Here is a 22988-nt window from a genome sequence, read left to right as displayed (position 1 = left end):
TTATGGCCTCATCGCGAGCAGGCTCACTCCTACATTTGGAATGCGTTCCCCTGTAGGAGTGAGCCTGCTCGCGATGCTTTTAGCGGCGAAACGCGGAGCCTGTGTGTTGCTCGGGCAATTGCGCCGCACCGTGAAACAGCTTCTCGCGCAGGCTGCCACTGTCGTACGCGGTCTTGTACGACCCGCGCCGCTGCAACTCGGGAATCACCAGTTCAATGAAATCGACATAGCTTTCCGGCGTAACAATCCGCGTCAAATTGAACCCATCAAGACCGGTCTCGGCGATCCATGATTCCAGCTCATCCGCGACTTGCTCAGGTGAGCCGACCACAGTGATGTAGCGACCACCGAGGGCGTGCTGATCAAGCAACTTGCGTCGGGTCCAGTCGTTGTTCTGCAGATTTTTCGTCGCTGACTGAATCGCGTTGCTCTTCACGTACTGGATCGGTTCGTCGATCTCGTACTGGGAAAAATCGATGCCGGTGGAGGCGGAAAAATGCGCCACACCGGCTTCGGCGCTGGCGTAGCTCAGGTATTCGGCGTGCTTGGCCCATGCAGCCTCTTCGGTCGGGCCGACAATCACATTCAGGCCCATGAACACCTTGATGTCTTCAGGGTTGCGTCCCGCTTCGACGGCACTGGCGCGGACCTTGTCGACTTGAACCTTGGTCGACGGTTTGTTCTGGCCGCTGATGAACACACACTCGGCATGACGACCGGCGAAGAGCAAACCGCGATCGGAGCTGCCGGCCTGAAACAGCACAGGCGTGCGCTGCGGCGACGGCTCGCAGAGGTGATAACCCTCGACCTGATAGAACTCGCCTTTGTGCTCGACCTTGTGGACCTTTTCCGGTTGGGCGTAGATGCGCTGCTCGCGGTCATTGAGCACTGCGCCGTTTTCCCAACTGCCTTCCCAGAGTTTGTAGAGCACTTCGAGGTATTCATCGGCCTGATCGTAACGACGGTCATGCTCGACTTGTTCGCGCAGGCCCATGGCTTTGGCGGCGCTGTCGAGGTAACCAGTGACGATGTTCCAGCCGACGCGACCACGGCTCAGATGATCGAGCGTGGACATGCGCCGGGCGAACAGATACGGCGGCTCATAAGTGAGATTCGCGGTCAGACCGAAACCAAGATTTTTGGTCACGGCAGCCATCGCTGAAACCAGCAGCAGCGGATCGTTGACCGGCAACTGGATCGACTCTTTCAGCGGGACGTCGACTGAGTTCTGATAGACGTCGTACACACCAACGATGTCGGCGATGAACAAGCCGTCGAACAGCCCGCGCTCCAGCAATTGCGCCAGTTCCGTCCAGTATTCGAGGGTGTTGTAGCGCGTCGAGGTGTCACGCGGATGCGTCCACAGGCCATGGTTGATGTGGCCGATGCAGTTCATGTTGAACGCGTTGAGCAGGATCTTCTTTTTCGCGGCGCTCATCAGATCGTCCCTCGCAACGGAGGGTTTTCATCATTGAGGTAGTAATTGCCCACCGCGTGATACTTCCAGCGCACCGGGTCGTGCAGGGTGTGCACGCGCGCGTTGCGCCAGTGACGGTCGAGGCCATGTTCAATCAGCGTGGCCTGGCTGCCAGCCAGTTCGAACAAGGTGCTACCGGCGGCGAGGGAAATTTCAGTGCTGATCGCCCGTGCTTCGGCTACGGCAATCGAGGCCGCCGCAACCGTGTCAGCGTTGGTTTCAGCCTGCGCGGCATCAAGGAATTCGCCGGCCCGTTCAAGCAAGGCTTCGGTGGCATGCAGGCGGATACTCAAGTGGCCGAAGCTTTTCAGTGTCAGTGGATCTTCGGTGGCTTTGTCGTTGCCGGAATCGATCCATGGCCGGGTCTTGCTGCGCACAAAGTGCAGGGCATCTTCGTAGGCGGCGCGGGCGATGCCGGTGTCGATGGCGGCGTGAAGTATCTGCGCCAACGGGCCGACAGTGGTCGGGCGTTCGAAAGCGCTTTGAAACGGCAAAACGTCTTCGGTGGCTACATACACGTCTTCGAACACTACGGAGCCGCTGCCGGTGGTGCGCTGACCGAAGCCGCTCCAGTCGTCGATCACCGTCAGGCCTTTGCTGTCACGCGGGACGAAGGCCAGTTGCTGCACACCGTTTTCATCGACAACCGAAGTCGGAATGCGTTGCGCGTAGATCGCACCGGTTGAATAAAACTTGCGGCCGTTGATGCGATACCCATCACCTTCGCGCTTGAGGCTGGTGACGCGGTCGTGGGCGGTTTTGGTGCCCAGTTCTGCCAAGGCATTGCCGAACCGTTGGCCGGCGAGAACCTCGGCGTAGAGCCGTTGTTTCTGCGCTTGGCTGCCATTCACCCGCAGCACTTCCAGTGCGTAGAAATGGTTCTGCGGAATCTGCCCGAGCGAGCCGTCAGCCTGGGCGATCAGCGCAATGACTTTGGCCAGGGTGACGTTGGACACGCCAGCGCCGCCGTATTCCTTGGGCACGCTGATGCCCCATAGGCCGGAGCGGGAAAATACATCGAGTTCCGGCAGTGGCAAGCGACGTTCACGGTCGCGCAGGGCGCTGTCGCGTTTGAAATCTTCGGCCAGATCGCTGGCGACGATCAGCGCTTGCTCATCGCTGGTGATGACCGCGACGTGATGGGAAAAAGTCATAGGTTTCTCCAGATGTCTGGTCGTCAGATCCAGGAATGGCGAGCAGGTAAAGTGCCGTTGAGGCGATAGGCGCCGACCGCGTGATACTTCCAGCGCACCGGGTCGTGCAGGGTATGCACCCGGGCGTTGCGCCAGTGACGGTCGAGGTTGAATTCGGCGAGGGTCGCGCGGCTGCCGGCCAGTTCGAAAAGCTTTTCGCTGGCCAGCAGCGAGATCTCGGTGGTCAGCACTTTCGCCTCGGCCACGGCGATCGAAGCGCGGGCGGCGGACTCGGCGGTGAGCGGCGCGGCGTGCACTTGATCGAGCACCTTGCCGGCCTTGCGCAACAGTGCTTCGGCGGCGTGCAGTTCGATTTTCAGTTTGCCGATGTCAGCGATCACATAGAGGTCATCGCTGGCGCGATCAACCTTGGCGTCGATCCATGGCCGTGCGCGGGTTTTGACGAACTCGATGGCGTCGTCAATGGCGCCACGGGCGATACCAGCGTCGATCGCGGCTTGAATCAGCTGCGACACCGCGCCTTGGGTGTTCGGGGTTTCGTTGATCTTCCAGTTGTCGACGACCAGGCTCGACTCGACGCGCACGTTGTTCAGCAGAATCGTGCCGCTGGCGGTGGTGCGCTGACCGAAGCCTGACCAGTCATCAACGATGCGCAGGCCCGGCGTGCCGCGACGAACGAAGGCCAGCACTTGCTTGCCGTCATCGTTGAGTGCCTTGACCGCGACCCAGTGCGCAAACAGCGCGCCGGTGGAGTAGAACTTCTGGCCATTGATCACGTAATCGTCGCCGTCGGCGGTGATTCGCGCTTTCAGCTCCAACGTGTTTTTGGTGCCACGTTCCGGGCCGGCATTGCCGATGCGCCAGCCTTCCAGAACACTTTGGAACAGCTGCTTTTTCTGCTCCTCGGTGGCGCTACCGAGCACCAGATTGATGATGCCGAACTGGTTCTGCGGGATCTGCCCCAGCGCCGGGTCGGCGGCGGAAATGATCGCGAACACTTCGGCCAAAGTGACAAAGGAAACCTGCGGGCCACCGTATTCGCGCGGGATGGCGATGCTGCCTAATCCGCTGCGGGTGAACTGCTCGATTTCCGACCACGGCAACTTGCGCTGGCGGTCGCGTTTGGCGGCCTGCACGCGGGCGACTTGCGCCAGCTCATGGGCAGCCTTGATGGCTTGGGCGTCGTTGCGCAAGACCTGCGCGGGCAACAACAGTGGGGCGATGTCCAGATCCGACTGGACGTTTGCGTCTGCCAGACTGGACATCAGTGCCGCTCCTTGGCTGCACGCAATGCCCTGGCGATCTGCACTGGGGTGATTGTGTTCCGGACCATACTACCTACCTCACATCTCATGAAAAACGCCGCAAGAGTGCGGCGAACGAAAGAATGTCCGGTGGTCCGGTTCATATACCCTAAGCGTGTATAAATATTAAATAAACTAACTTTTAGGAATATGTATAGAAGGGGTGATGGTCGGGCTGGTTAAGAATTTTCAGGAGAGGGGGCTGAGCCCCCGCCACCACCAAAGCGCATCAGACTTTGCGCGATTCGGCCGCCTTGAGATCCTGCCTCAGAGGGACCTTCAGATAAGGATTTACACAGCCGATCTTCAAGGTGCGGGGCGGTGCCCAACGCGAGTTATTGCCGACTCGGTCAATGACGCAATAAGTCACGTCCAGCCGCAGATCCTCACCCGCTTCGACAATCACCGCTGGCGGTACCCAGACCTGAATCGGCAAGCCGATATCCGCGACAGTGATCGGCGCCAGATCCATGCGCACATCACCCCAGCGCAAGGTGATGGCGTCGTCTTCAGCCATGTTCAGGTACGGCTCGATAGTCAGCGGCACGCCGCGTTTGATCTGGTTCGGATTCACGCCCTGGCGGCGAATAGCGTCGGGAATGGTCACGGGGGCCAATTGCTGGTTTTCGTCTGCGCTCAGCGCCGAGGGTTGCCCTCCGGGGCAGTCCAGTTTGACCTGCACGCGCGTCGCTGCCGACAGCGCCGGACCCTGACCGACCTGCATCACCCGATAGTGAATGCGCGCGGTGCCGCTGACGATGAAACTCTCCGGCACCCGCAGGCGTACCGCTGTGCCGACGTCATCGGCCGTCAGCACCCTGGAGGCGACATAGCATTTGTTCCAGAACAGCTCGATGAGGTCTCCGCTGTCCATATCGGGGTAGGGCGAGACCTCGACCAGAAAATGTGCGGCGGCGCTCAGATTGATGCCGGTTTTTTGCGCAGGCGCCAGGATCGGCGCTGCCAGTTCGGGGGTATGCGAAGTGCGGGTCATCGATTTCTCTCCTTGAAGCCTTGCAGCGAAGTCCGTTTCTGGAAGAACAAAAGACATGAATAAACTGGCAATAAAGCTTTGAACTTTTATTCAAGTTGAATACGGGTTGTTTGAACTAAGTGGTGCCGGTTGCCGACTAGATAAGAGTGCGCGGGATAAGCTGTCAATAGACGATATTAGTTAATTCGTGGATTACGAATTAATCAGAAGTTTCCTACGTAACTATGACTTCTTGCCTAGACCTATAAGTGAAATAAGCCACGGTGCCTCGGGCTTTTTGCCGGTTTTTGCGCAAGGTTTATTCGAGCACGGGCAGGTCGGTCGGAGAGGAAGACAGGCGGGTATTATCTGTTGCAGAACATATATATGTAGCGCTTCTGATAAGTTTTGTTCAGGTAGGGTGTTGGTTGATGCTGAAGTTGTATAGGGATAACTTCCATCCGTGGAAGTTTTCGATGGTGCAATGAAAGTTTTCAGGCGTGATTCAGAAACTTGCTGAGAAACTGTTTAGTGCGTTGTTCTTTCGGATTGGCAAACAATGCCTTGGCGTCGCCTTGTTCGACGATCACACCTTTGTCAAAGAACACTACACGGTTGGCCACATCGCGAGCAAAACCCATTTCGTGAGTGACAATCACCATGGTGCGTTTCTCTTCCGCCAGGCCTCGAATGGTCGCCAGCACTTCACCGACCAGTTCCGGATCGAGAGCCGAAGTCGGCTCGTCGAACAGGATCACTTCCGGCTCCATCGCCAGCGCTCGGGCAATCGCTACGCGCTGTTGCTGACCTCCGGACAGGCGACGCGGATAGGCGTCCTCCTTACCGGCAAGACCGACCTTGGCCAGCAGCTTCTTGCCCAGGCCAACAGCCTCGTCGCGCGGCATCTTCTTGACCACGATCGGGCCTTCGATGACGTTCTCCAAAGCGGTGCGATGCGGGAACAGGTTGAAGTTCTGAAACACGAAACCCACGTGCTGGCGCAGATTGCGCACCAGGCTTTGCTGCTGGTTCAGCGGGCGGCTGGTATCGATTTCGATATCGCCGACCTTGATCCGGCCGCTGGTGGGTTGTTCAAGGAAATTCAGGCAACGCAGGAACGTCGTTTTCCCCGAGCCGCTGGGGCCGATGATCGCGACCACCTCGCCTTCCTTGACCTCGAGGTCGATGCCGTTGAGCACGACTTGACCCTTGAATTGCTTGGTCAGTTTTTCCACGACAATCATCAGGTCAGGACTCCTGGTCATGCCGATTGACCCGCTCTTCCAACTTGTTCTGGAAGTGCGAAAGCACTGTGGCCAGAATCCAGTAGATCAGCGCGGCGGCAAGATACATGGTGAAGACTTCGAAAGTCCGGGCGGTAATCAACTGCGCCTGACGGAACAGTTCCGGTACTTGAATGGTGGCTGCCAGAGCGGTGTCTTTGACCAGTGAAATGAAGCTGTTGCCCAGCGGCGGCAATGCCGTGCGCATCGCTTGCGGCAGGATGGCCCGGCGCAGGGTTTGCGCGCGGGTCATGCCAATGCTCGCAGCCGCTTCCCACTGACCACGCTCGATCGAGCCGATCGCGGCGCGGAGGATTTCACAGGCGTAAGCAGCCATGTTCAGCGAGAAGCCGATCAGCGCCGCTGGCAGCGGATCCAGTTCGAGACCCAATTGCGGCAAGCCGTAATAGATCACGAACAGTTGCACCAGCAGCGGCGTGCCGCGAAAGAACGACACGTAGATGCGTGCCAGCCAACTGACCGATTTGAAACGCGACAGGCGCATCAATGCCAGGCCGAAGCCCAGCAGCAAGCCGAAGAACATGCCGCCGAGGCTGAGGACTACCGTGTAGTACGCGCCCTTGAGCAGGAAGGGCGCGGAGTCCAGTGCGAGTTGGAAAGCTTCTTCCATTATTGAGTGACGTCAGCGTTGAAGTACTTCTCGGACAGCTTCTTCAGGGTGCCGTCGGCACGCAGTTCGTCGAGGGCCTTGTTCACGGCAGCCAGCAGTTCAGGCTCGCCTTTGCGCAGGGCGATACCGGCTTCCTGACGGGAGAAGGCTTCGCCGGCGGCCACGGTTTTCGGCGCTTTCTTGGCGTATTCCAGAGCGGCCAGACGGTCGATCAGAATGGCGTCGGTGCGGCCGTTGTTCAGGTCGGCGAACTTGGTCGGATCATCGTCATAAGTACGTACGTCGGCACCCGGCACGTTGGCGCGGACCCATTGTTCGTAGTTGGTGCCCAGGCCTACGCCGACTTTCTTGCCGGACAGGTCTGCGGCGGTCTTGATGTTCAGCGCGGCTTCCTTGCTCTTCAGCACCAGTGCCTGAATCCCGGAAACGGTGTACGGCTCGGAGAAGTCATACTTCTTCTTGCGCTCGTCGGAGATGGTCACCTGGTTGACTACAACGTCCAGACGCTTGGATTCCAGCGCGGCGAGGATACCGTCCCACTTGGTTGGCTGAACCTTGGCTTTGACGCCGAGTTTTTGTGCCAGGGCTTCGGAAAGCTCGACTTCGAAACCGGACAGTTTGCCGTCGGCATCGACGAAGCTGAACGGTGGATAAGTGCCTTCCAGGCCGACGTTGATAACGCCTTTGTCCTTGATCTGTTGCAACTGCTCACCGGCCACTGCCTGGCCGATCAGACCGGCGCTCAGCGCCAGGCCCAGCGAACCCACCAGCAGATTGCGACGTAGTGCGGAAAAATTCATGACAAGCCCCTGTGTTTTCTTATGGAAGACGCTTAAGGAAAGTTGGCGAATTTATGATTTCGACGACAGCGCTATCCTGCCTTAAAGCAGCTTATGCGTCTCTCGCGAAATTCGCCTGCGGCGAGACTATAAGGTGTCTGCGTTAGACTTGAAAATACTTAATAAGTGAAATGTTATTCTTTATTGGAATATGAATTGTCTGTGGAAAAAGATCGCAGCCTTCGGCAGCTCCTACATGTGATCACTTGTAGGAGCTGCCGAAGGCTGCGATCTTTTGATCTTCTGTTACAGGAAATCCTTGTAGGCGAACAACGCTGGCGCCCCACCGGTGTGCAGGAAGATGATCGGGCCTTCATTGAAGCGCTGACGGCCGATGCCATCGAGCAGGCCCGCCATGGCCTTGCCGGTGTACACCGGATCCAGCAACAGCGCTTCCTGGCTCGCCAGCAATTTCACTGCCGCCAACGTCCCGGCATTCGGCTCGCCATAACGCGGGCCAAAATATTCATCCCACAGCTCAACCTTGAAACTGGTCGGGAGCTCGACGCCGAGCAGGTCCGCCGTACGCTCGGCAAGTCCCTGAACCTTCGGCCGCTGGTCTTCTTCACTGCGCGAAACGGTCACGCCAATCACCGGCAATTGCGGCAACACTTCGCTCAACGCCAATGCCAGACCGCTGTGCGTTCCGGCACTGCCCGAGGCCAACACTACAGCGGCGAAATTCAGGCCGGTGTCCTTGATCTGCTCGGCCAGCTCCAGACCGGCGCGCACATAACCCAACGCACCGAGCGCATTGGAGCCACCGATCGGCACCAGATACGGCTTCTTGCCGTTGCTGCGCAGGCGTGTGGCGAGGGCGGCCAATTGGTCGTCGGCGTTGTCGAGGTTGTCGACCAGTTCGACTTTGGTGTCGAACAGATCCAGCAGCAGGCGGTTGCCGTTGCCGGTGTAGTTGCTGTTGTCGGTGCCCAATGGGTTTTCCAGCAGCGCCACGCAACCCAGGCCCAATTTGGCGGCGAGTGCGGCGGTCTGGCGAACGTGGTTCGACTGCAGCGCACCGGCGGTGATCAGCGTGTCGGCGCCTTGCGCCAAGGCGTCGGCAGCGAGGTATTCGAGTTTGCGCAGTTTGTTGCCGCCCATGGCCAGCGGCGTCAGGTCATCGCGCTTGATGTACACCTCGCGGCCGAGCCATGCGGACAGGCGTTCGAGTTTTTCCAGTGGCGTCGGGTGGCCGAGCAGGTCGAGACGGTTAAAGCGGTCCAGCTGTTGTTTGATCATGAGTCCGTACTGGCGGAGGAAGATGAAAGGACTATAGGCACGCGCTTTTACAGGGGCAACCGCCAATCGCTTATAGCCAAATGAACTGACGCCAGCACTATCGGTTCTTAATTCGCTCTCGTGACCATGCCGTAAAGTAGTCGCCGTTGACGCGGCCAGACAGTCCGGCCGCCCGTGAGGAGTCTTTACCGTGAGCGAGCGTTCCAGCCATTGGCAATTGCAGACCATCGTCAGTCAACTGCGCAGCGCGCGGGATCAGTGGCGGGCACAGAACGGCCGGGCGTCCGGCGAGCAGGGTGGTCGCGAGTTGCCGTCGCGGGCGGCGATGGCGGAGATTCTTGAAGCGTTGTGTGGCGCGCTGTTTCCAATGCGTTTGGGGCCGGTCGATCTGCGTGAAGAGAGTGAAGATTTCTACGTTGGTCATACCCTTGATGTCGCACTGAATGCCTTGTTGGCGCAGACCCGCCTGGAGCTGCGTTACGTCGCCCGCCACAGCGCTTCGGCTGACACCGAAGTCGAGGCCCGTGCGATTCAGATTATTCAGGACTTTGCCCTGGCCTTGCCGGGCCTGCGCACGCTGCTCGACACCGATGTGCTGGCCGCTTATCACGGTGATCCGGCGGCCCGCAGTGTTGATGAAGTGCTGTTGTGCTATCCGGGGATTCTGGCGGTGATTCACCATCGCCTGGCGCACCATTTGTATCGCGCCGGGCTGCCGTTGTTGGCGCGGATCAGCGCGGAAATCGCTCATTCGGCGACCGGTATCGATATCCATCCGGGTGCGCAGATCGGCCGTAGCTTCTTTATCGATCACGGCACGGGCGTGGTGATCGGCGAGACCGCGATCATTGGTGAGCGCGTGCGGATTTATCAGGCGGTGACGTTGGGTGCCAAACGCTTCCCGGCGGATGAGGACGGGCAGTTGCAGAAGGGCCATCCGCGTCATCCGATCGTTGAAGATGACGTGGTGATTTATGCCGGGGCGACGATTCTCGGGCGGATCACCATTGGCAAGGGTTCGACCATTGGCGGCAATGTGTGGCTGACGCGCAGCGTGCCGGCGGGGTGCAATTTGACCCAGGCGAATTTGCAGCATGATGACGGGACGCAGAAGTAGGGCTTTAAAAGCTGACCCTCATCGGAACGCCGCCCGCCCAGCCCTCTCCCCGAGGGAGAGGGGGCCGACCGAGGTGTTTTGGGTTATCCATCGACCTGAAACACCGGGGCGATTCTGGATTCGGTACAGCAGGGTCACGTCGGCGTAGTTCTCAAATATCCCCCAATCAGTCCCCTCTCCCTTTGGGAGAGGGTTAGGGTGAGGGGATGTTGAACGAATCCCCCCAAACCCGCGTCATACCCATCCTTGAGCTAGCGTAGGAAAACTACCGCCTAGCCGTACGATTAGTCCTTACCACCCCATCCATGTTTAACTTGAACGTTCATTCAAGTTAAACCGGTGGTTCGCTGCCCGCTCACAACAGGAGGCTTGCCTTTGCTGAGTCCGATCATTTCAGCCACGTTTCAACCCCTCGAGGTGCACGTTTCATGAGTGCATCGTCTACCCCCGCCAGCGGTCTGGTACGCATGAATCCGCCGGTGTTCTACTTCGCCGCGACGGTCATTCTGCTGTTTGGTCTCGTTGTCATCGCCATGCCGGAGCAGGCAGGTGCCTGGCTGCTGGAAGCGCAAAACTGGGCGGCCAATACGGTCGGCTGGTACTACATGCTCGCGATGACCCTGTATCTGGTCTTCGTGGTGGTCACCGCCTTATCCGGCTACGGCAAGATAAAACTCGGTGCCGACCACGACGAGCCCGAATTCAGTTACCTGTCCTGGGCCGGCATGCTGTTCGCCGCCGGGATCAGCATCACGCTGTTTTTCTTCTGCGTCTCTGAACCGCTGACCCATATGCTCCAGCCGCCGCAAGGCGAGGCCGGCACCGCGGATGCGGCACGTCAGGCGATGCAGATTCTGTTTCTGCACTGGGGCCTGCATGGCTGGGGCGTGTTCGCTTTCGTCGGCATGGCGCTGGCGTATTTTGCCTACCGTCACAATCTGCCACTGGCCCTGCGCTCGGCGCTGTACCCGCTGATCGGCAAACGCATCAACGGCCCGATCGGTTACGCGGTGGACGGCTTCGGGATCATCGCCACGGTGTTCGGTCTGGGTGCCGACATGGGCTTTGGGGTGCTGCACCTCAACTCCGGTCTCGACTACCTGTTCGGCATCGCTCACACCCAGTGGATTCAGGTCGGCCTGATTACGCTGATGATGGGCGCGGCGATCATCGTGGCCGTCTCCGGCGTCGATAAAGGCGTGCGGGTGATGTCCGACATCAACATGCTGCTGGCCTGTGCGCTGCTGCTGTTCGTGTTGTTCGCCGGTCCCACCCAGCACCTGCTCAACACCCTGATCCAGAACCTTGGCGACTACCTCGGCGCCCTGCCGATGAAGAGTTTTGACCTCTACGCCTACGACAAACCGAGCGACTGGCTCGGTGGCTGGACAGTGTTCTACTGGGCTTGGTGGATCGCATGGTCGCCGTTTGTGGGCCTGTTCATCGCACGGATTTCCCGTGGCAGGACCATCCGTGAATTCGTCTTCGGCGTGCTGCTGATTCCGCTCGGTTTCACCCTCGCGTGGATGTCGATTTTCGGCAACAGCGCAATCGATCAAGTGCTCAACCACGGCATGAGCGCGCTGGGCATGTCGGCCATCGACAATCCGTCGATGAGTATTTACCTGCTGCTGGAAACCTACCCATGGAGCAAAACCGTCATCGCTGTGACGGTGTTTATCAGCTTTGTGTTCTTCGTCACGTCTGCCGACTCCGGCACCGTGGTGCTCTCGACGTTGTCGGCCAAGGGCGGTAGCCCGGACGAAGACGGGCCGAAATGGCTGCGGGTGTTCTGGGGCGCGATGACCGCGCTGATTACCAGTGCGCTGTTGTTCTCCGGCAGCATTGATGCGCTGAAATCGGCGGTGGTGCTGACGTCGTTGCCGTTCTCGCTGATTCTGTTGCTGATGATGTGGGGCCTGCACAAGGCGTTCTATCTGGAGTCGCAGAAGCAGATCGCGCAACTGCACTCGCTGGCACCAGTCTCCGGTTCGCGGCGTGGCACGGGCGGCTGGCGACAGCGCTTGAGTCAGGCTGTGCATTTCCCGTCGCGGGACGAGGTGTACCGCTTCATGGACACCACGGTACGCCCGGCAATTGAAGAAGTGACGGCGGTGTTCGTTGAAAAAGGCCTCAACGTGGTCACGCAGCCGGATCCGGCGAATGACAGCGTCAGCCTCGAAATCGGCCATGGTGATGCGCATCCGTTCATCTATCAGGTGCAGATGCGCGGCTACTTCACGCCGTCGTTTGCGCGTGGCGGCATGGGTTCCAAGCAGCTCAACAATCGTCGCTACTACCGCGCCGAAGTGCACCTGAGCGAGGGCAGTCAGGACTACGATCTGGTCGGCTACACCAAAGAGCAGATCATCAACGACATCCTCGACCAGTACGAACGCCACATGCAGTTCCTGCATCTGGTGCGTTGATTGGCAGTTGAGCGCCGGGACGTTTTACGACTCGGCGCTCAGCACCATGAACAACACCATCGCCGCCACCGGCACCCCGAACACTGCACTGCCAATGGCTATTTCCGATCCCACGGACTGGCCGGCATGCACCACCCCCACCGCACCATTGATCACCGTTAACGCCAACCACAGCGCGGCGAAGCCGTAGGCCATGGTCTGGCGGCTAAAGCCGATGCGCTCGCCGATGTAGAGCATCAGGGCGAGCAGGATCAGACCGAAGAAAATGATGATGGCGGTGTGCATGGCGGGTTCTGCCTGGTGGAGGTGCATTGCCTGAAGGATCGCTTTCGCGAGCAGGCTCGCTCCCACAATGGATCCCGGCTGGACATAAATTTCATGTACACAGGAAATCCTTGTGGGAGCGAGCCTGCTCGCGAAGGGGCCACCTCGGTGTTCTTTAGAGCATAGCCAATCCAGCCCCCGCCATATTTATCAGGTACTTTCCCGTTCGATGACTTGGCACTGCAGCAGGTTCAGCCGCTGCACCTCGTCGCTCGGCAACACGCCAAGGCTTTCCAGCACGCGTGTTGCGGCGAGTACACCGATCTCCAGCGCCGGTGGTTTGATGGTGCTGAGGCTCGGCAGGAGCATCTCGGCGAACGGGTAATCGCCGAAGCCGATAACGGCGCAGTCTTCGGGGATTTTCAAACCCGCGCGTTGCCCGGCGAGCAGGCCGCCGGCGGCGAGGTTGTCGTTGGCGAAGATGATCGCGTCGGGGCGCGGTGTGGTGTTCATCAGGGCGTCCATCGCCTGTTTGCCGGCCTCGAATGGTGCGCGATCAGCGTCAGGGGCATAGACCCAAGGATCCAGGCCGGATTCGCGCAAGGTCGCCGCGTAACCGTCGCGGCGCTCCAGTGCGCTGAAGTCCCCCGGCGCGCTGTTCTGCACGAAGGCGATACGTCGGTAGCCTTTTCCCAGCAGATGTTTTGCCGCCGTCACGCCCACTTCAAAATGCGAAAAACCGATCTGCATCGGCTCACGATCCGGTTGGTAATCCCAGGTCTCAATCACTGGAATATCCGCCTCGGCGATCATCTTTTCCGTGCCGGCACTGTGAAAGTGACTGGTGAGCACCAGCGCCGCGGGCGACCAGCCAAGAAACGCGCGCACGGCGTTTTCTTCCTGCTCGGTGCTGAAGTAACTCGACGCCAGCAACAGTTGATAACCGTGACGGCTGAGCGTGTCGCTGAAGCCTTGAATGGTATTGGCGAAGATCGGCCCGGAGATGTTCGGGATCACCATCCCGACGATTTTCCCCCGTGCCGAGGCCAGCCCGCCGGCCACCAGATTCGGTACGTAACCCAACTCAGCTACCACCGCCGCAATCCGCTCGCGGCGTTCGGGTGAAACTTGCTCGGGCTGATTGAAATAGCGCGACACGGTAATCGCCGAAACCCCGGCCTCACGCGCCACGGCATTCAGGGTCACACGGCCGGCGCCACGACGCTTGCGGGGTTTTTCTTCGCTCAAGGCTCGATCCTTCTTAAAAACCAAATCGCATATAAAAGTAATTTTTCAGTATTGGACGCTCTATGTGCGGCTTGCCAATATTGTCGATGGTAGCGCTAACAAAGCGCGCTGTCTGCTACTCGCTCGAGCGAATGCCCAAGACACCGATTCAGGCGCTGTCGTCGCAGAACGGCAGCGGTTAAGGGCCAATTTCGAGCGGGCAAACATGCACAACATTCCTGGGGCGACACACAAACTGACGCAATCGATCCGTGCGGCGGGCTGGTTATTCACAGGGTTGGCGGCACTGCCGCTGCCTAACGCATTCGCAGCCGAGAGCAGTGATCAGGAGCCAACACTCAAATCCGTGACCGTCACTGCCACACGCCGCGAAGAGTCCCTGCAAAAAGTGCCGGTGGCGGTCTCGGTGATCGATGGCGAGCAGCTCGAGCGTGACAACCGCAACGGCGTGGCCAGTATCGTGCAGCAAGTGCCGTCGCTGAATTTCCGTACCGGCGCGTCGAACAAGGACACCTCGTTGTTCGTGCGCGGCGTCGGCACGATTTCCACCTCGCCGGGCGTCGAACCGACCGTGGCGACGGTGATCGATGGTGTGGTCTACGCGCGTCCCGGCCAATCCACTCTCGACTTACTGGATCTGGAACGCGTCGAAGTATTGCGCGGGCCGCAAGGCACGCTGTTTGGCAAGAACGCCTCGGCCGGCGTGCTCAACATCACCAGCAAGGCACCCACCGCCGAGACCCACGGTTACATCGATCAGTCGTACTACAGCGGCAACGAAAGTCGCACCCGATTCGGCATCGGCGGCAGCCTGATTCCGGACACGTTGAAAGGCTCGATCAGCACGCTGTTCGGCAGCTACGACGGCAATGTCGACAACAAACACAACGGTCAGGAGGTCAACGGCTACAACCATCGCGGCGTGCGCGGCAAACTCGAATTCACCCCGAATGACGACGTCACTTTCACCCTGATTGCCGACTACATGCAGTCCCACGACGACGGCCCCAATGGCGTGGTCAGCAAGTCGCTGACGCCGGCCTTCACCAATGCGCTGAGTCCGGTCAATGCAAGCAGCCACAACCGCGATATCAACACCGACACCCGCAGCCATGTCGAGGACATCAACAAAGGTCTGTCCGGCCAACTCGATTGGCAACTGGGCGATTACACCCTGACGTCGATCACCGCATGGCGCGGCTGGGACAACACCCAATATCAGGACGGCGACCGTCTCGGCACAGTGACCGCAGCGTTTCCCGGCACGGCGGACAAGGGCGATCTGGCTTTCGATCAATACTCGCAAGAGCTGCGTCTGGCTTCGCCGAAGGGTGAATTTCTCGAGTACGTCGGCGGCCTGTTCTACATGCACGGCAAGGACGACGAGACCTATCAGCGCACGCTGACCACCACCACGCGCACCGACCGTGGCGTCGCCGATTACAGCACCACCAGCGACAGCTATGCGGTGTTCGGTGAGAGCACGCTCAACTTCACCTCGGACTTTCGCGGCATCGCCGGCCTGCGCTACACCCACGATGATCTCGAATACGATCATCGCCGCGTCTCGACCTCGGCGACCACGGTCAGCGGCATTCAACCGGCCACCAGCAGCTCCGGTTCGGTGGACGAAGACGGTTGGTCCGGTCGCCTCGGCGTGCAGTACGACCTGAGTGATACGGTCACCACTTACCTGACCTACTCGCGCGGCTACAAAGGCCCGGCCTACAACGTGTTCTTCAACATGCAGCCGCGCGACACCGAAGCACTCAAGCCGGAAACTTCCAACACCTGGGAGGCGGGGATCAAAGCGACGAGCTGGAACAATCGCCTGACCACCAACCTCGCGGTGTTCCACAGCGAGTACGACAACTATCAGGCGAACTTCTTCGACACCGTCGCCGGCCAGGTTGTGACACGTTTGATCAACGCTGGCAGCGTCAGCACCGAAGGTGTCGAGCTCGATTACGCCTTGCAGGCCACCCAGCAATTGAAACTGTCCGGCGCACTGGCCTATACCCGCGCGCGCATCGACGAATTCGCCTGCCCGGCGGGTGCGGCGGCGTCGTGCAACGTCAACGGCAAACCGCTGCCGTTCAGCCCTGACTGGAAAAGCTACGTGCGCGCCGACTACAGCATCCCGCTGGATAACGGTCTGGATATCGAACTGGGCACCGATTACAGCTGGCAGAGCGAAGTGCAGTACGACATCAGCCAGAACCCCGACACCAAACAAGGTGCTTACGGCCTGTGGAACGCCAGTGTCGCCCTGGCCGATTACAGCAATGGCTGGCGTGTGGCGCTGCTGGGCAAGAATCTCACCGACAAATCCTATTCGCCATTGCTCGCCAGCGGCGGCAACTACATTTATCGCGCCGTGCCACGGGATGACGAGCGCTACTTCGGCGTGCAACTGCGCAAGGACTTCTGAGATGAGCAGACAGTTGAAACTCGGCGCATTCCTCATGGCCACCGGGCACCACGTGGCGGCGTGGCGCCATCCTGATGTGCCGGCCAATGCGGGTCTGGATTTCGCCCATTACAAACAGCTGGCGCAGATTGCCGAGGCGGCGAAGTTCGATGCCTTGTTTGTTGCTGACAGTGTTGCCGCGCCGACTCAGGACATCGCCAGCCGCATGGCGCGCTCTGATCACTTCGAACCGCTGACACTGCTCTCGGCGCTGAGTGCGGTGACCGAGCACATCGGCCTGATCGTCACGGCGACCACCAGTTACAACGAGCCGTATCACGTGGCGCGCAAATTCGCTTCGCTCGATCACCTGTCAGGTGGCCGTGCGGGGTGGAATCTGGTGACCTCGGACAATGCTGCCGAAGCGCTGAATTTCGGTCGTGATGAACACATTGGCCATGCCGAACGCTATAGCCGCGCCCGCGAGTTTCATCAGGTGGTCACCGGGCTTTGGGACAGTTGGGAGGATGATGCGTTTGCGCGCGACAAGGCCAGTGGGGTGTATTACGACCCTGCGAAACTGCACGTGCTGGATCACGTCGGCGAACACTTCCGGATCAAAGGCCCGCTGAACGTTGCGCGCTCGCCGCAGGGACAACCGGTGATCGTTCAGGCTGGTTCTTCGGAAACCGGGCGTGAGTTGGCGGCGCAGACGGCTGAAGTGGTGTTCACCGCTCAGACCTCCTTAGCCAATGCCCAGGCGTTTTACGCCGACCTCAAAGGGCGTTTGCCCCAGCACGGTCGCAGCGCCGATTCGTTGAAAATCATGCCCGGGGTTTTTGTCGTCGTCGGCGGCACCGAAGCTGAAGCGCAGGAAAAGTATGAAACGTTTCAGCAATTAGTCGAACCCGAGGTTGGCGTCGCCTTGCTTGGGCGTATGCTGGGCAACTTCGATTTGTCGAAGTACCCGCTGGACGGGCCGTTGCCGGAGTTGCCGCTAACCGAAAGCGGCCAGCAGAGCCGGCAGAAACTGCTGACTGAATTGGCAGGCCGGGAAAACCTGAGCCTTGCGCAATTGGGTCGCAAGATTGCTGGTGGACGCGGGCATTACAGCCTGGTCGGTACACCGGAGCAGATCACTGATCGCTTGCAGGAATGGTTCGAACAGGGCGCGGCTGACGGCTTCAACGTGCTGGTGCCGCACCTGCCGGGCGGGCTCGAAGACTTCGCCAATGGCGTGGTCCCGGAACTGCAACGGCGTGGGTTGTTCAGAACGGAGTATGAGGGCCGTACCTTGCGTGAGAACCTGGGCCTGGCTCGACCCGGCAATCGATTTGCGTAACACCCTTCGCGAGCAAGCTCGCTCCCACAGGAGGCTGCATTCCAATGTGGGAGCGAGCTTGCTCGCGAAGCAGTCGACACCCATTTCAAGACAGACAAGAGAGGATTCGATGACTTACACCGCTGCCGAAAACCGCTACGACTCCATCCCTTACCGCCGCGTCGGGCGCAGCGGTCTGGTGCTGCCGGCGCTGTCGCTGGGCCTGTGGCACAACTTCGGCGACAGCACGCCGATCGACACCCAGCGCGCCTTGCTGCGCACCGCGTTCGATCTGGGCATCAACCACTTCGACCTGGCCAACAACTACGGCCCGCCGTACGGCAGTGCCGAGATCAATTTCGGCCGTCTGCTGCGCGAAGACTTCAAGCAATACCGCGATGAGCTGATCATCTCCAGCAAGGCCGGTTGGGACATGTGGCCCGGCCCTTACGGTCAGGGCGGCGGCTCGCGCAAATACGTGTTGGCCAGCCTCGACCAGAGCCTGCAACGCCTGGGTCTCGACTATGTGGATATCTTCTATTCGCACCGCTTCGACCCGGACACCCCATTGGAAGAAACCGCCAGCGCCCTCGCCACTGCGGTGCAACAGGGCAAGGCGTTGTACATCGGTATCTCGTCGTATTCCGGGGTGAAAACCCGCGAGATCGCTGCGCTGCTCAAAGAGTGGAAAGTGCCGTTGCTGATTCATCAGCCGGCCTACAACTTGCTCAATCGCTGGGTGGAAAAAGACCTGCTCGATACCACCGATGAACTCGGTACTGGCGTGATCGCTTTCACGCCGCTGGCGCAAGGTCTGCTCACCGACAAATACCTCAACGGCGTGCCGGCGGATGCGCGGGTCAATCGTCCTGGCGGTGGTTCGTTGCAGGCTTCGCACTTGTCCGAGGCCAACATTGCTCATGTGCGGGCGTTGAATGAAATTGCCAAGCGTCGCGGTCAGAGCCTGGCGCAACTGGCGCTGGCGTGGACGCTGCGCGATCCGCGGGTGACTTCGGCGCTGATTGGTGCGAGCCGGCCGGAGCAGATTATCGAGAACGTAGGGGCGTTGAAAAATTTGAGTTTCAGCGCGGAAGAGCTGGCGGAGATTGACCGGTTTGCCCAAGAGGGCGGGATCAATCTTTGGGAGAAGCCCTCGACGGCGGAGTGATGAAGATTGGGTTGGGTCAGCAAGATCCAACCCCCTCACCCCAGCCCTCTCCCCCAGGGGGGCGAGGGGGAAAGGGAGCAGATCTTCATGCTTTTCAAAACTTGAATTCAACCCGACATTTCAGGTCGATGTAGCTCGTACAAACACCTCGGTCAGTCCCCTCTCCCTCGGGGAGAGGGTTAGGGTGAGGGGCTTTTGCTGTTCAAGGCTCAACGAAAAAACGGCACATCCCCCAACACCGTCGCCCGCTGCATCACCCGTCGCGCCGGGCGGTAATCATCCACTGCGTAATGCTGTGTCACGCGGTTATCCCAGAACGCAATATCGTCCGGCTGCCAGCGCCAGCGAATGGTGAATTCCGGCCGCGTCGCATGAGCGAAGAGAAACTTCAGAATCGCCTCGCTCTCGGTTTCCGACAGCTCATTGATCTTCGACGTGAAGCCTTCATTGACGAACAACGACCGCCGCCCGCTGACCGGGTGCGTACGAATCACCGGGTGCGACAGCGGTGGATTCTTGCGTCGTGCCTCTTCCCACTGCGCCAATGCTTCAGGCGTGTTGCCATAGCGCTCCAGCGGAAACGAGCGAGTGAAATCGTGGGTCGCAGTCAGCCCTTCAAGCAAACCTTTCAGCGGCGCCGACAGCGCTTCATACGCGGCAATGCCGCTGGCCCACAGCGTGTCGCCACCAAACTCCGGCAGCAACTTGGCGCTGAGCACCGCGCCCATCGCAGGGGTCGGCAGGAAGGTCACGTCGGTGTGCCAGATCGCGTTGTCACGCACGTCGGTGACGGCGGTGTCGAGGATCAGCACTTCCGGTTGTTCCGGTACGTTCGGGTAGATCGGGTGGATGTGCAGATCACCGAAATACGCAGCGAAACGTGCCTGTTGTGACGGCTCGATTGGCTGGTTGCGGAAGAACAGTACTTGATACTTGAGCAGCGCCTGTTCGATGGCGTCGCGGTGTTCCAGGCTCAGCGGCTGACTGATGTCGACGCCGCTGATCTGCGCGCCGAGGGCCGAGCTTAATGGGGTGATGTTGAGGCTGCTCATGGTCTTTCTCTTCAATTGCGGTCATCACCCTATGTAGGAGCTGCCGAAGGCTGCGATCTTTTGATCTTGATCTTTTTAAAAACAAGATCAAAAGATCGCAGCCTTCGGCAGCTCCTACAGGGGGATTCAAAAAATGCTTTAGTGGGCCTGGCCGTGCCATGGCACCAGTTTGCGTTGCAGGGCGCGCAGGCCCATTTCCATGGCGAAGGCGATCAGGGCGATGACCAGAATCCCCAGCACCACCACATCGGTGACCAGGAATTGCGCGGCCGACTGCACCATGAAGCCCAAGCCACTGGTGGCAGCAATCAGTTCGGCCGCAACCAGCGTCGACCAGCCAACCCCCAGACCAATGCGCACGCCCGTCAAAATGTCCGGCAACGCGCTCGGCAAAATCACATGACGAATCAGCTGCACGCGAGTCGCGCCGAGCGACTGCGCGGCACGCAATTTCGCAGGATCAACCGTGCGCACACCGGTGGCGGTAGCGATGGCAATCGGCGCGAAAATCGCCAGATAAATCAGCAGCACTTTCGACAACTCACCGATGCCGCACCAGATCACGATCAACGGCAGATAAGCCAGCGGTGGAATCGGGCGGTAGAACTCGATCAGCGGATCGAGCACGCCACGGGCGATGCGGTTGGCGCCGATGGCAATGCCCACCGGTACGGCGGTCAGAATCGCAAAACCGAGGCCCAGACCGATGCGGCTAAGGCTTGCGCCGAGGTGCTGCCACAGCGTCGAATCCATGTACCCGGTAGTCGCCAGCAACCAGCCCTTTTGCAGCACGGCGGACGGTGGCGGCAGGAACAGCGGTTCGATCAAACCGGTGGCGGTCACTGCCCACCAGATCGCCAACAAGGCAAGCAGCGTCAGCAAGCTGATCCAGCGTGTGCTGAGGCTGCGGCGTACGGGAATCGCCGCCGAAGCGCTGACCGGTTTTACCGCAGCCGAAGAAACGTCGTAACTACTCATGCGCGCTCCTGCCGTTGAATTGCACCGCGTTGCGAGAACACTTTGCTCAGCACGTGTTCGCGGGTTTCGATAAAACGCGGATCGGATTTGATCGCGCGGGCGGACTCACCGGCGGCGTAACGCTGACCGAAGTCCAGATGCAGGCGCTCAACGATCTGCCCCGGATTCGGCGCGAGCAGAATCAGGTCAGTGGCGAGGAACACCGCTTCTTCAATGTCGTGGGTAATCAGGAAAACCGGCTTGGCCGTGCGCTGCCAGACTTGCAGCAACAGCTCCTGCATCTGTTCGCGGGTGAACGCGTCGAGCGCGCCGAAGGGCTCGTCCATCAGCAATACACGCGGATCAGCGGCGAGGGCGCGGGCGAGGCCGACACGCTGCTTCTGACCACCGGAGAGTTGCCAGATACGACGGCTTTCGAAACCGGAAAGATCGACCAGCGCGAGCATTTCACGGGCGATTTTTTCGCGTTTGTCCTTGGCGACCCCGGCCAGTTCGAGACCGAAACCGACGTTGGCCAACACATCCTGCCAAGGCAGTAACGCGTCATCCTGGAACACCACGCCACGTTCGGCGCTCGGGCCTTTGACCGGCACGCCGTCGAGGGTGATGCGCCCGGCGCTCGGTTCGACGAAACCGGCAATCAGGTTCAACAGCGAAGTCTTGCCACTGCCGGACGGGCCGAGGGCGACCAGCAATTGCTGAGGCCCCAGGGTCAGAGAAATATCCGCCAGCACCGGTTCCGGGCTGCCCGGGTACTGTGCGCTGATGCGCTCCAGCTGTAGCAAGGCCATCGCAGTTAACTCCCGATCAGTTGGTGATGAATTTGGCGCTGACGTACGGCGCGTAGTCCGGCAGAACGGCTTCGACCTTGCCTTGCTCCTTGAGGAACGCGGCGGTGTCGGTGATGGCTTTGGTGGTCGGCGCGCCGAGGCTGACGACCTGATCAGCCGCCAGCGGGTAGACGTTGCCCTGCAGCAGCAATGGGATGTCGCTGGCCTTGGCACCGGAGAGTTTCACCAGCTTGTCGACGTTGGACTGATCGGCGAGCCAGGCTTTCGGGTCTTTGCGGTAATCGGCGTAGGCGTCGAGGGTGACCTTGGCGAACGCGGTGACGATTTCCGGGTGCTTCTCGGCGAAGTCTTTGCGCACGATCCACGCATCGAAGGTCGGCGCGCCGAACTTGGCCAGCTCGCCGGAAGTGATCAGCACTTTGCCGTTTTCTTTGGCGACACCGAGTGCCGGATCCCACACGTAAGTGGCGTCGATGTCACCGCGTTTCCACGCGGCGATGATCGCTGGCGGCGCGAGGTTGAGCACGGTGACTTTCGATGGGGCGATGTTCCAGTGCTTCAGCGCCGCGAGCAGGCTGTAGTGACCGGTCGATACGAACGGCACGGCGATTTTCTTGCCGATCAGATCCTGCGGGGTCTTGATGCCGGAACCGTCACGGGCGACCAGTGCTTCAGCGGCGCCGATCTGCGTGGCGATGAGGAAAGTTTCGACCGGGACTTTGCGGGTGATCGCGGCGGTCAGCGGGCTCGAACCGAGGTAGCCGATCTGCACATCACCGGAGGCGATGGCGGCGATGATGTCGGCGCCGTTGTCGAATTTGCGCCAGTTGATGTCGGCCTTGGTGGCTTTTTCATAAGCGCCGTCGGCCTGAGCGACTTTCGCTGGGTCAACGGTGGTTTGGTAGGCGACGGTGAGGTCGGCGGCCTGAGCCAGAAAACTCGCGGCAGCCAGGGAGGCCACGGCGAGCAGGCGAAGCGGGAAATTCAGTTTCATTGAAGAGCTCCATATCAGGCGACCGAGCGTCGGCGTGAAAGGAGACTAAATGATCTAAGAATCGGTAAATAAATAACTTTTTAGAATGAGCTTATGAGCGGAAAAATCTAAGGCGCGGGGGATTGTGGATATTTCGGATCTTGCGTTCGACGTTAGATCTTTGCCCCCTCACCCCAGCCCTCCCGAAACTGATCTGGCTTAATGATTCTGGACACCCCTAAAGGGCGTTAATCTACGCCCAACGACGAGGTGTGATTTGACCAGACGATATTTTTCGACAGATTTCAAACGGGATGCGGCTTGCCTGGTTTTGGAT

At 59.7% G+C, this 22988-nt stretch carries 19 protein-coding genes; 5 read left to right on the top strand and 14 right to left on the bottom strand.

The window, feature by feature from the left end:
- Positions 1-79: 79 nt before the first annotated feature.
- From CKW17_RS24550 to CKW17_RS24515, 8 genes are all read right to left on the bottom strand, one after another.
- Positions 80-1438, bottom strand: a complete 1359-nt coding sequence (locus CKW17_RS24550) for an LLM class flavin-dependent oxidoreductase (RefSeq protein ID WP_095122241.1) — start codon at positions 1436-1438, stop codon at positions 80-82.
- Positions 1438-2631: an SfnB family sulfur acquisition oxidoreductase gene (locus tag CKW17_RS24545; RefSeq protein ID WP_095122240.1), complete on the bottom strand. Its 1194-nt coding sequence runs from the start codon at positions 2629-2631 to the stop codon at positions 1438-1440. Before CKW17_RS24545 ends, CKW17_RS24550 begins: the two co-directional genes overlap by 1 nt.
- A 23-nt stretch (positions 2632-2654) precedes the next feature.
- The gene (locus CKW17_RS24540) at positions 2655-3896 is read right to left on the bottom strand and encodes an SfnB family sulfur acquisition oxidoreductase (protein WP_007918734.1); all 1242 of its coding nucleotides are present in this window, start codon (positions 3894-3896) and stop codon (positions 2655-2657) included.
- Between the two features lie 268 nt (positions 3897-4164).
- Complete coding sequence (locus tag CKW17_RS24535) at positions 4165-4929, bottom strand: hypothetical protein (RefSeq protein WP_095122239.1); 765 nt, start codon at positions 4927-4929, stop codon at positions 4165-4167.
- A 473-nt stretch (positions 4930-5402) separates the two neighbouring features.
- Positions 5403-6152: an L-cystine ABC transporter ATP-binding protein TcyN gene (gene tcyN, locus CKW17_RS24530; RefSeq protein ID WP_095122238.1), complete on the bottom strand. Its 750-nt coding sequence runs from the start codon at positions 6150-6152 to the stop codon at positions 5403-5405.
- Positions 6153-6156: 4 nt separating this feature from the next.
- Positions 6157-6822, bottom strand: a complete 666-nt coding sequence (tcyL, locus tag CKW17_RS24525) for a cystine ABC transporter permease (RefSeq protein WP_007918741.1) — start codon at positions 6820-6822, stop codon at positions 6157-6159.
- Positions 6822-7622 (bottom strand): cystine ABC transporter substrate-binding protein, encoded by an 801-nt coding sequence (gene tcyJ / locus CKW17_RS24520; RefSeq protein ID WP_095122237.1) that lies wholly within the window; start codon positions 7620-7622, stop codon positions 6822-6824. Before tcyJ ends, tcyL begins: the two co-directional genes overlap by 1 nt.
- Positions 7623-7907: 285 nt before the next feature.
- Positions 7908-8900, bottom strand: a complete 993-nt coding sequence (locus CKW17_RS24515; RefSeq protein WP_095122235.1) for a D-cysteine desulfhydrase — start codon at positions 8898-8900, stop codon at positions 7908-7910.
- A 190-nt stretch (positions 8901-9090) separates the two neighbouring features.
- On the opposite strand from CKW17_RS24515, the gene epsC reads away from it, so the two are divergent.
- Complete coding sequence (gene epsC, locus CKW17_RS24510; protein ID WP_095122234.1) at positions 9091-10017, top strand: serine O-acetyltransferase EpsC; 927 nt, start codon at positions 9091-9093, stop codon at positions 10015-10017.
- Positions 10018-10484: 467 nt separating this feature from the next.
- Positions 10485-12446 carry a choline transporter BetT gene (gene betT / locus CKW17_RS24505; RefSeq protein ID WP_176470116.1) on the top strand — a complete coding sequence of 654 codons (1962 nt, stop codon included), beginning with the start codon at positions 10485-10487 and terminating at the stop codon, positions 12444-12446.
- A gap of 24 nt (positions 12447-12470) precedes the next feature.
- Here the strand turns inward: betT and CKW17_RS24500 are convergent, their stop codons facing one another.
- Together CKW17_RS24500 and CKW17_RS24495 are read right to left on the bottom strand one after the other, a co-directional pair.
- Entirely contained in the window at positions 12471-12731 is a 261-nt protein-coding gene (locus tag CKW17_RS24500) for a hypothetical protein (protein WP_095122232.1), read from the bottom strand.
- Between the two features lie 189 nt (positions 12732-12920).
- Entirely contained in the window at positions 12921-13958 is a 1038-nt protein-coding gene (locus tag CKW17_RS24495; RefSeq protein WP_095122231.1) for a LacI family DNA-binding transcriptional regulator, read from the bottom strand.
- A gap of 205 nt (positions 13959-14163) precedes the next feature.
- On the opposite strand from CKW17_RS24495, the gene CKW17_RS24490 reads away from it, so the two are divergent.
- From CKW17_RS24490 to mgrA, 3 genes are all read left to right on the top strand, one after another.
- Positions 14164-16389: a TonB-dependent receptor gene (locus CKW17_RS24490; RefSeq protein ID WP_095122230.1), complete on the top strand. Its 2226-nt coding sequence runs from the start codon at positions 14164-14166 to the stop codon at positions 16387-16389.
- Position 16390: 1 nt separating this feature from the next.
- Positions 16391-17710, top strand: a complete 1320-nt coding sequence (locus CKW17_RS24485; protein ID WP_095122228.1) for an LLM class flavin-dependent oxidoreductase — start codon at positions 16391-16393, stop codon at positions 17708-17710.
- A gap of 109 nt (positions 17711-17819) precedes the next feature.
- Positions 17820-18857 (top strand): L-glyceraldehyde 3-phosphate reductase, encoded by a 1038-nt coding sequence (gene mgrA, locus CKW17_RS24480; protein ID WP_007917913.1) that lies wholly within the window; start codon positions 17820-17822, stop codon positions 18855-18857.
- A gap of 209 nt (positions 18858-19066) precedes the next feature.
- Here mgrA and tauD read toward each other — a convergent pair whose 3' ends face one another.
- The 4 genes from tauD to tauA form a co-directional block, all read right to left on the bottom strand.
- On the bottom strand, positions 19067-19909 hold the full coding sequence (tauD, locus tag CKW17_RS24475; protein WP_095122227.1) for a taurine dioxygenase: 843 nt from the start codon (positions 19907-19909) through the stop codon (positions 19067-19069).
- Between the two features lie 138 nt (positions 19910-20047).
- Positions 20048-20887, bottom strand: coding sequence for a taurine ABC transporter permease TauC (gene tauC / locus CKW17_RS24470; RefSeq protein ID WP_095122226.1), 840 nt, complete (start codon positions 20885-20887; stop codon positions 20048-20050).
- Positions 20884-21678 (bottom strand): taurine ABC transporter ATP-binding subunit, encoded by a 795-nt coding sequence (gene tauB, locus CKW17_RS24465; protein ID WP_095122225.1) that lies wholly within the window; start codon positions 21676-21678, stop codon positions 20884-20886. The genes tauC and tauB overlap by 4 nt, the downstream gene beginning before the upstream one ends.
- Positions 21679-21694: 16 nt before the next feature.
- A complete protein-coding gene (gene tauA / locus CKW17_RS24460) occupies positions 21695-22672 on the bottom strand; it encodes a taurine ABC transporter substrate-binding protein (protein WP_095122224.1) in 978 nt (325 codons plus the stop codon).
- Positions 22673-22988: the final 316 nt, after the last annotated feature.

The organism is Pseudomonas sp. Irchel s3f10 (genome assembly GCF_900187515.1).
Lineage (GTDB): Bacteria > Pseudomonadota > Gammaproteobacteria > Pseudomonadales > Pseudomonadaceae > Aquipseudomonas > Aquipseudomonas tensinigenes.
This window is presented reverse-complemented; position numbering and strand designations above follow the sequence as displayed.

Coding starts and splice junctions, on each gene's coding strand:
- CKW17_RS24485 (WP_095122228.1), top strand. CDS start 16,391: ATGAGCAGACAGTTGAAACTCGGCGCATTCCTCATGGCCACCGGGCAC.
- CKW17_RS24550 (WP_095122241.1), bottom strand. CDS start 1,438: ATGAGCGCCGCGAAAAAGAAGATCCTGCTCAACGCGTTCAACATGAAC.
- tauB (WP_095122225.1), bottom strand. CDS start 21,678: ATGGCCTTGCTACAGCTGGAGCGCATCAGCGCACAGTACCCGGGCAGC.
- CKW17_RS24490 (WP_095122230.1), top strand. CDS start 14,164: ATGCACAACATTCCTGGGGCGACACACAAACTGACGCAATCGATCCGT.
- CKW17_RS24540 (WP_007918734.1), bottom strand. CDS start 3,896: ATGTCCAGTCTGGCAGACGCAAACGTCCAGTCGGATCTGGACATCGCC.
- tauD (WP_095122227.1), bottom strand. CDS start 19,909: ATGAGCAGCCTCAACATCACCCCATTAAGCTCGGCCCTCGGCGCGCAG.
- CKW17_RS24500 (WP_095122232.1), bottom strand. CDS start 12,731: ATGCACACCGCCATCATCATTTTCTTCGGTCTGATCCTGCTCGCCCTG.
- CKW17_RS24535 (WP_095122239.1), bottom strand. CDS start 4,929: ATGACCCGCACTTCGCATACCCCCGAACTGGCAGCGCCGATCCTGGCG.
- CKW17_RS24515 (WP_095122235.1), bottom strand. CDS start 8,900: ATGATCAAACAACAGCTGGACCGCTTTAACCGTCTCGACCTGCTCGGC.
- tcyL (WP_007918741.1), bottom strand. CDS start 6,822: ATGGAAGAAGCTTTCCAACTCGCACTGGACTCCGCGCCCTTCCTGCTC.
- betT (WP_176470116.1), top strand. CDS start 10,485: ATGAATCCGCCGGTGTTCTACTTCGCCGCGACGGTCATTCTGCTGTTT.
- CKW17_RS24545 (WP_095122240.1), bottom strand. CDS start 2,631: ATGACTTTTTCCCATCACGTCGCGGTCATCACCAGCGATGAGCAAGCG.
- tcyJ (WP_095122237.1), bottom strand. CDS start 7,622: ATGAATTTTTCCGCACTACGTCGCAATCTGCTGGTGGGTTCGCTGGGC.
- mgrA (WP_007917913.1), top strand. CDS start 17,820: ATGACTTACACCGCTGCCGAAAACCGCTACGACTCCATCCCTTACCGC.
- tauA (WP_095122224.1), bottom strand. CDS start 22,672: ATGAAACTGAATTTCCCGCTTCGCCTGCTCGCCGTGGCCTCCCTGGCT.
- tauC (WP_095122226.1), bottom strand. CDS start 20,887: ATGAGTAGTTACGACGTTTCTTCGGCTGCGGTAAAACCGGTCAGCGCT.
- tcyN (WP_095122238.1), bottom strand. CDS start 6,152: ATGATTGTCGTGGAAAAACTGACCAAGCAATTCAAGGGTCAAGTCGTG.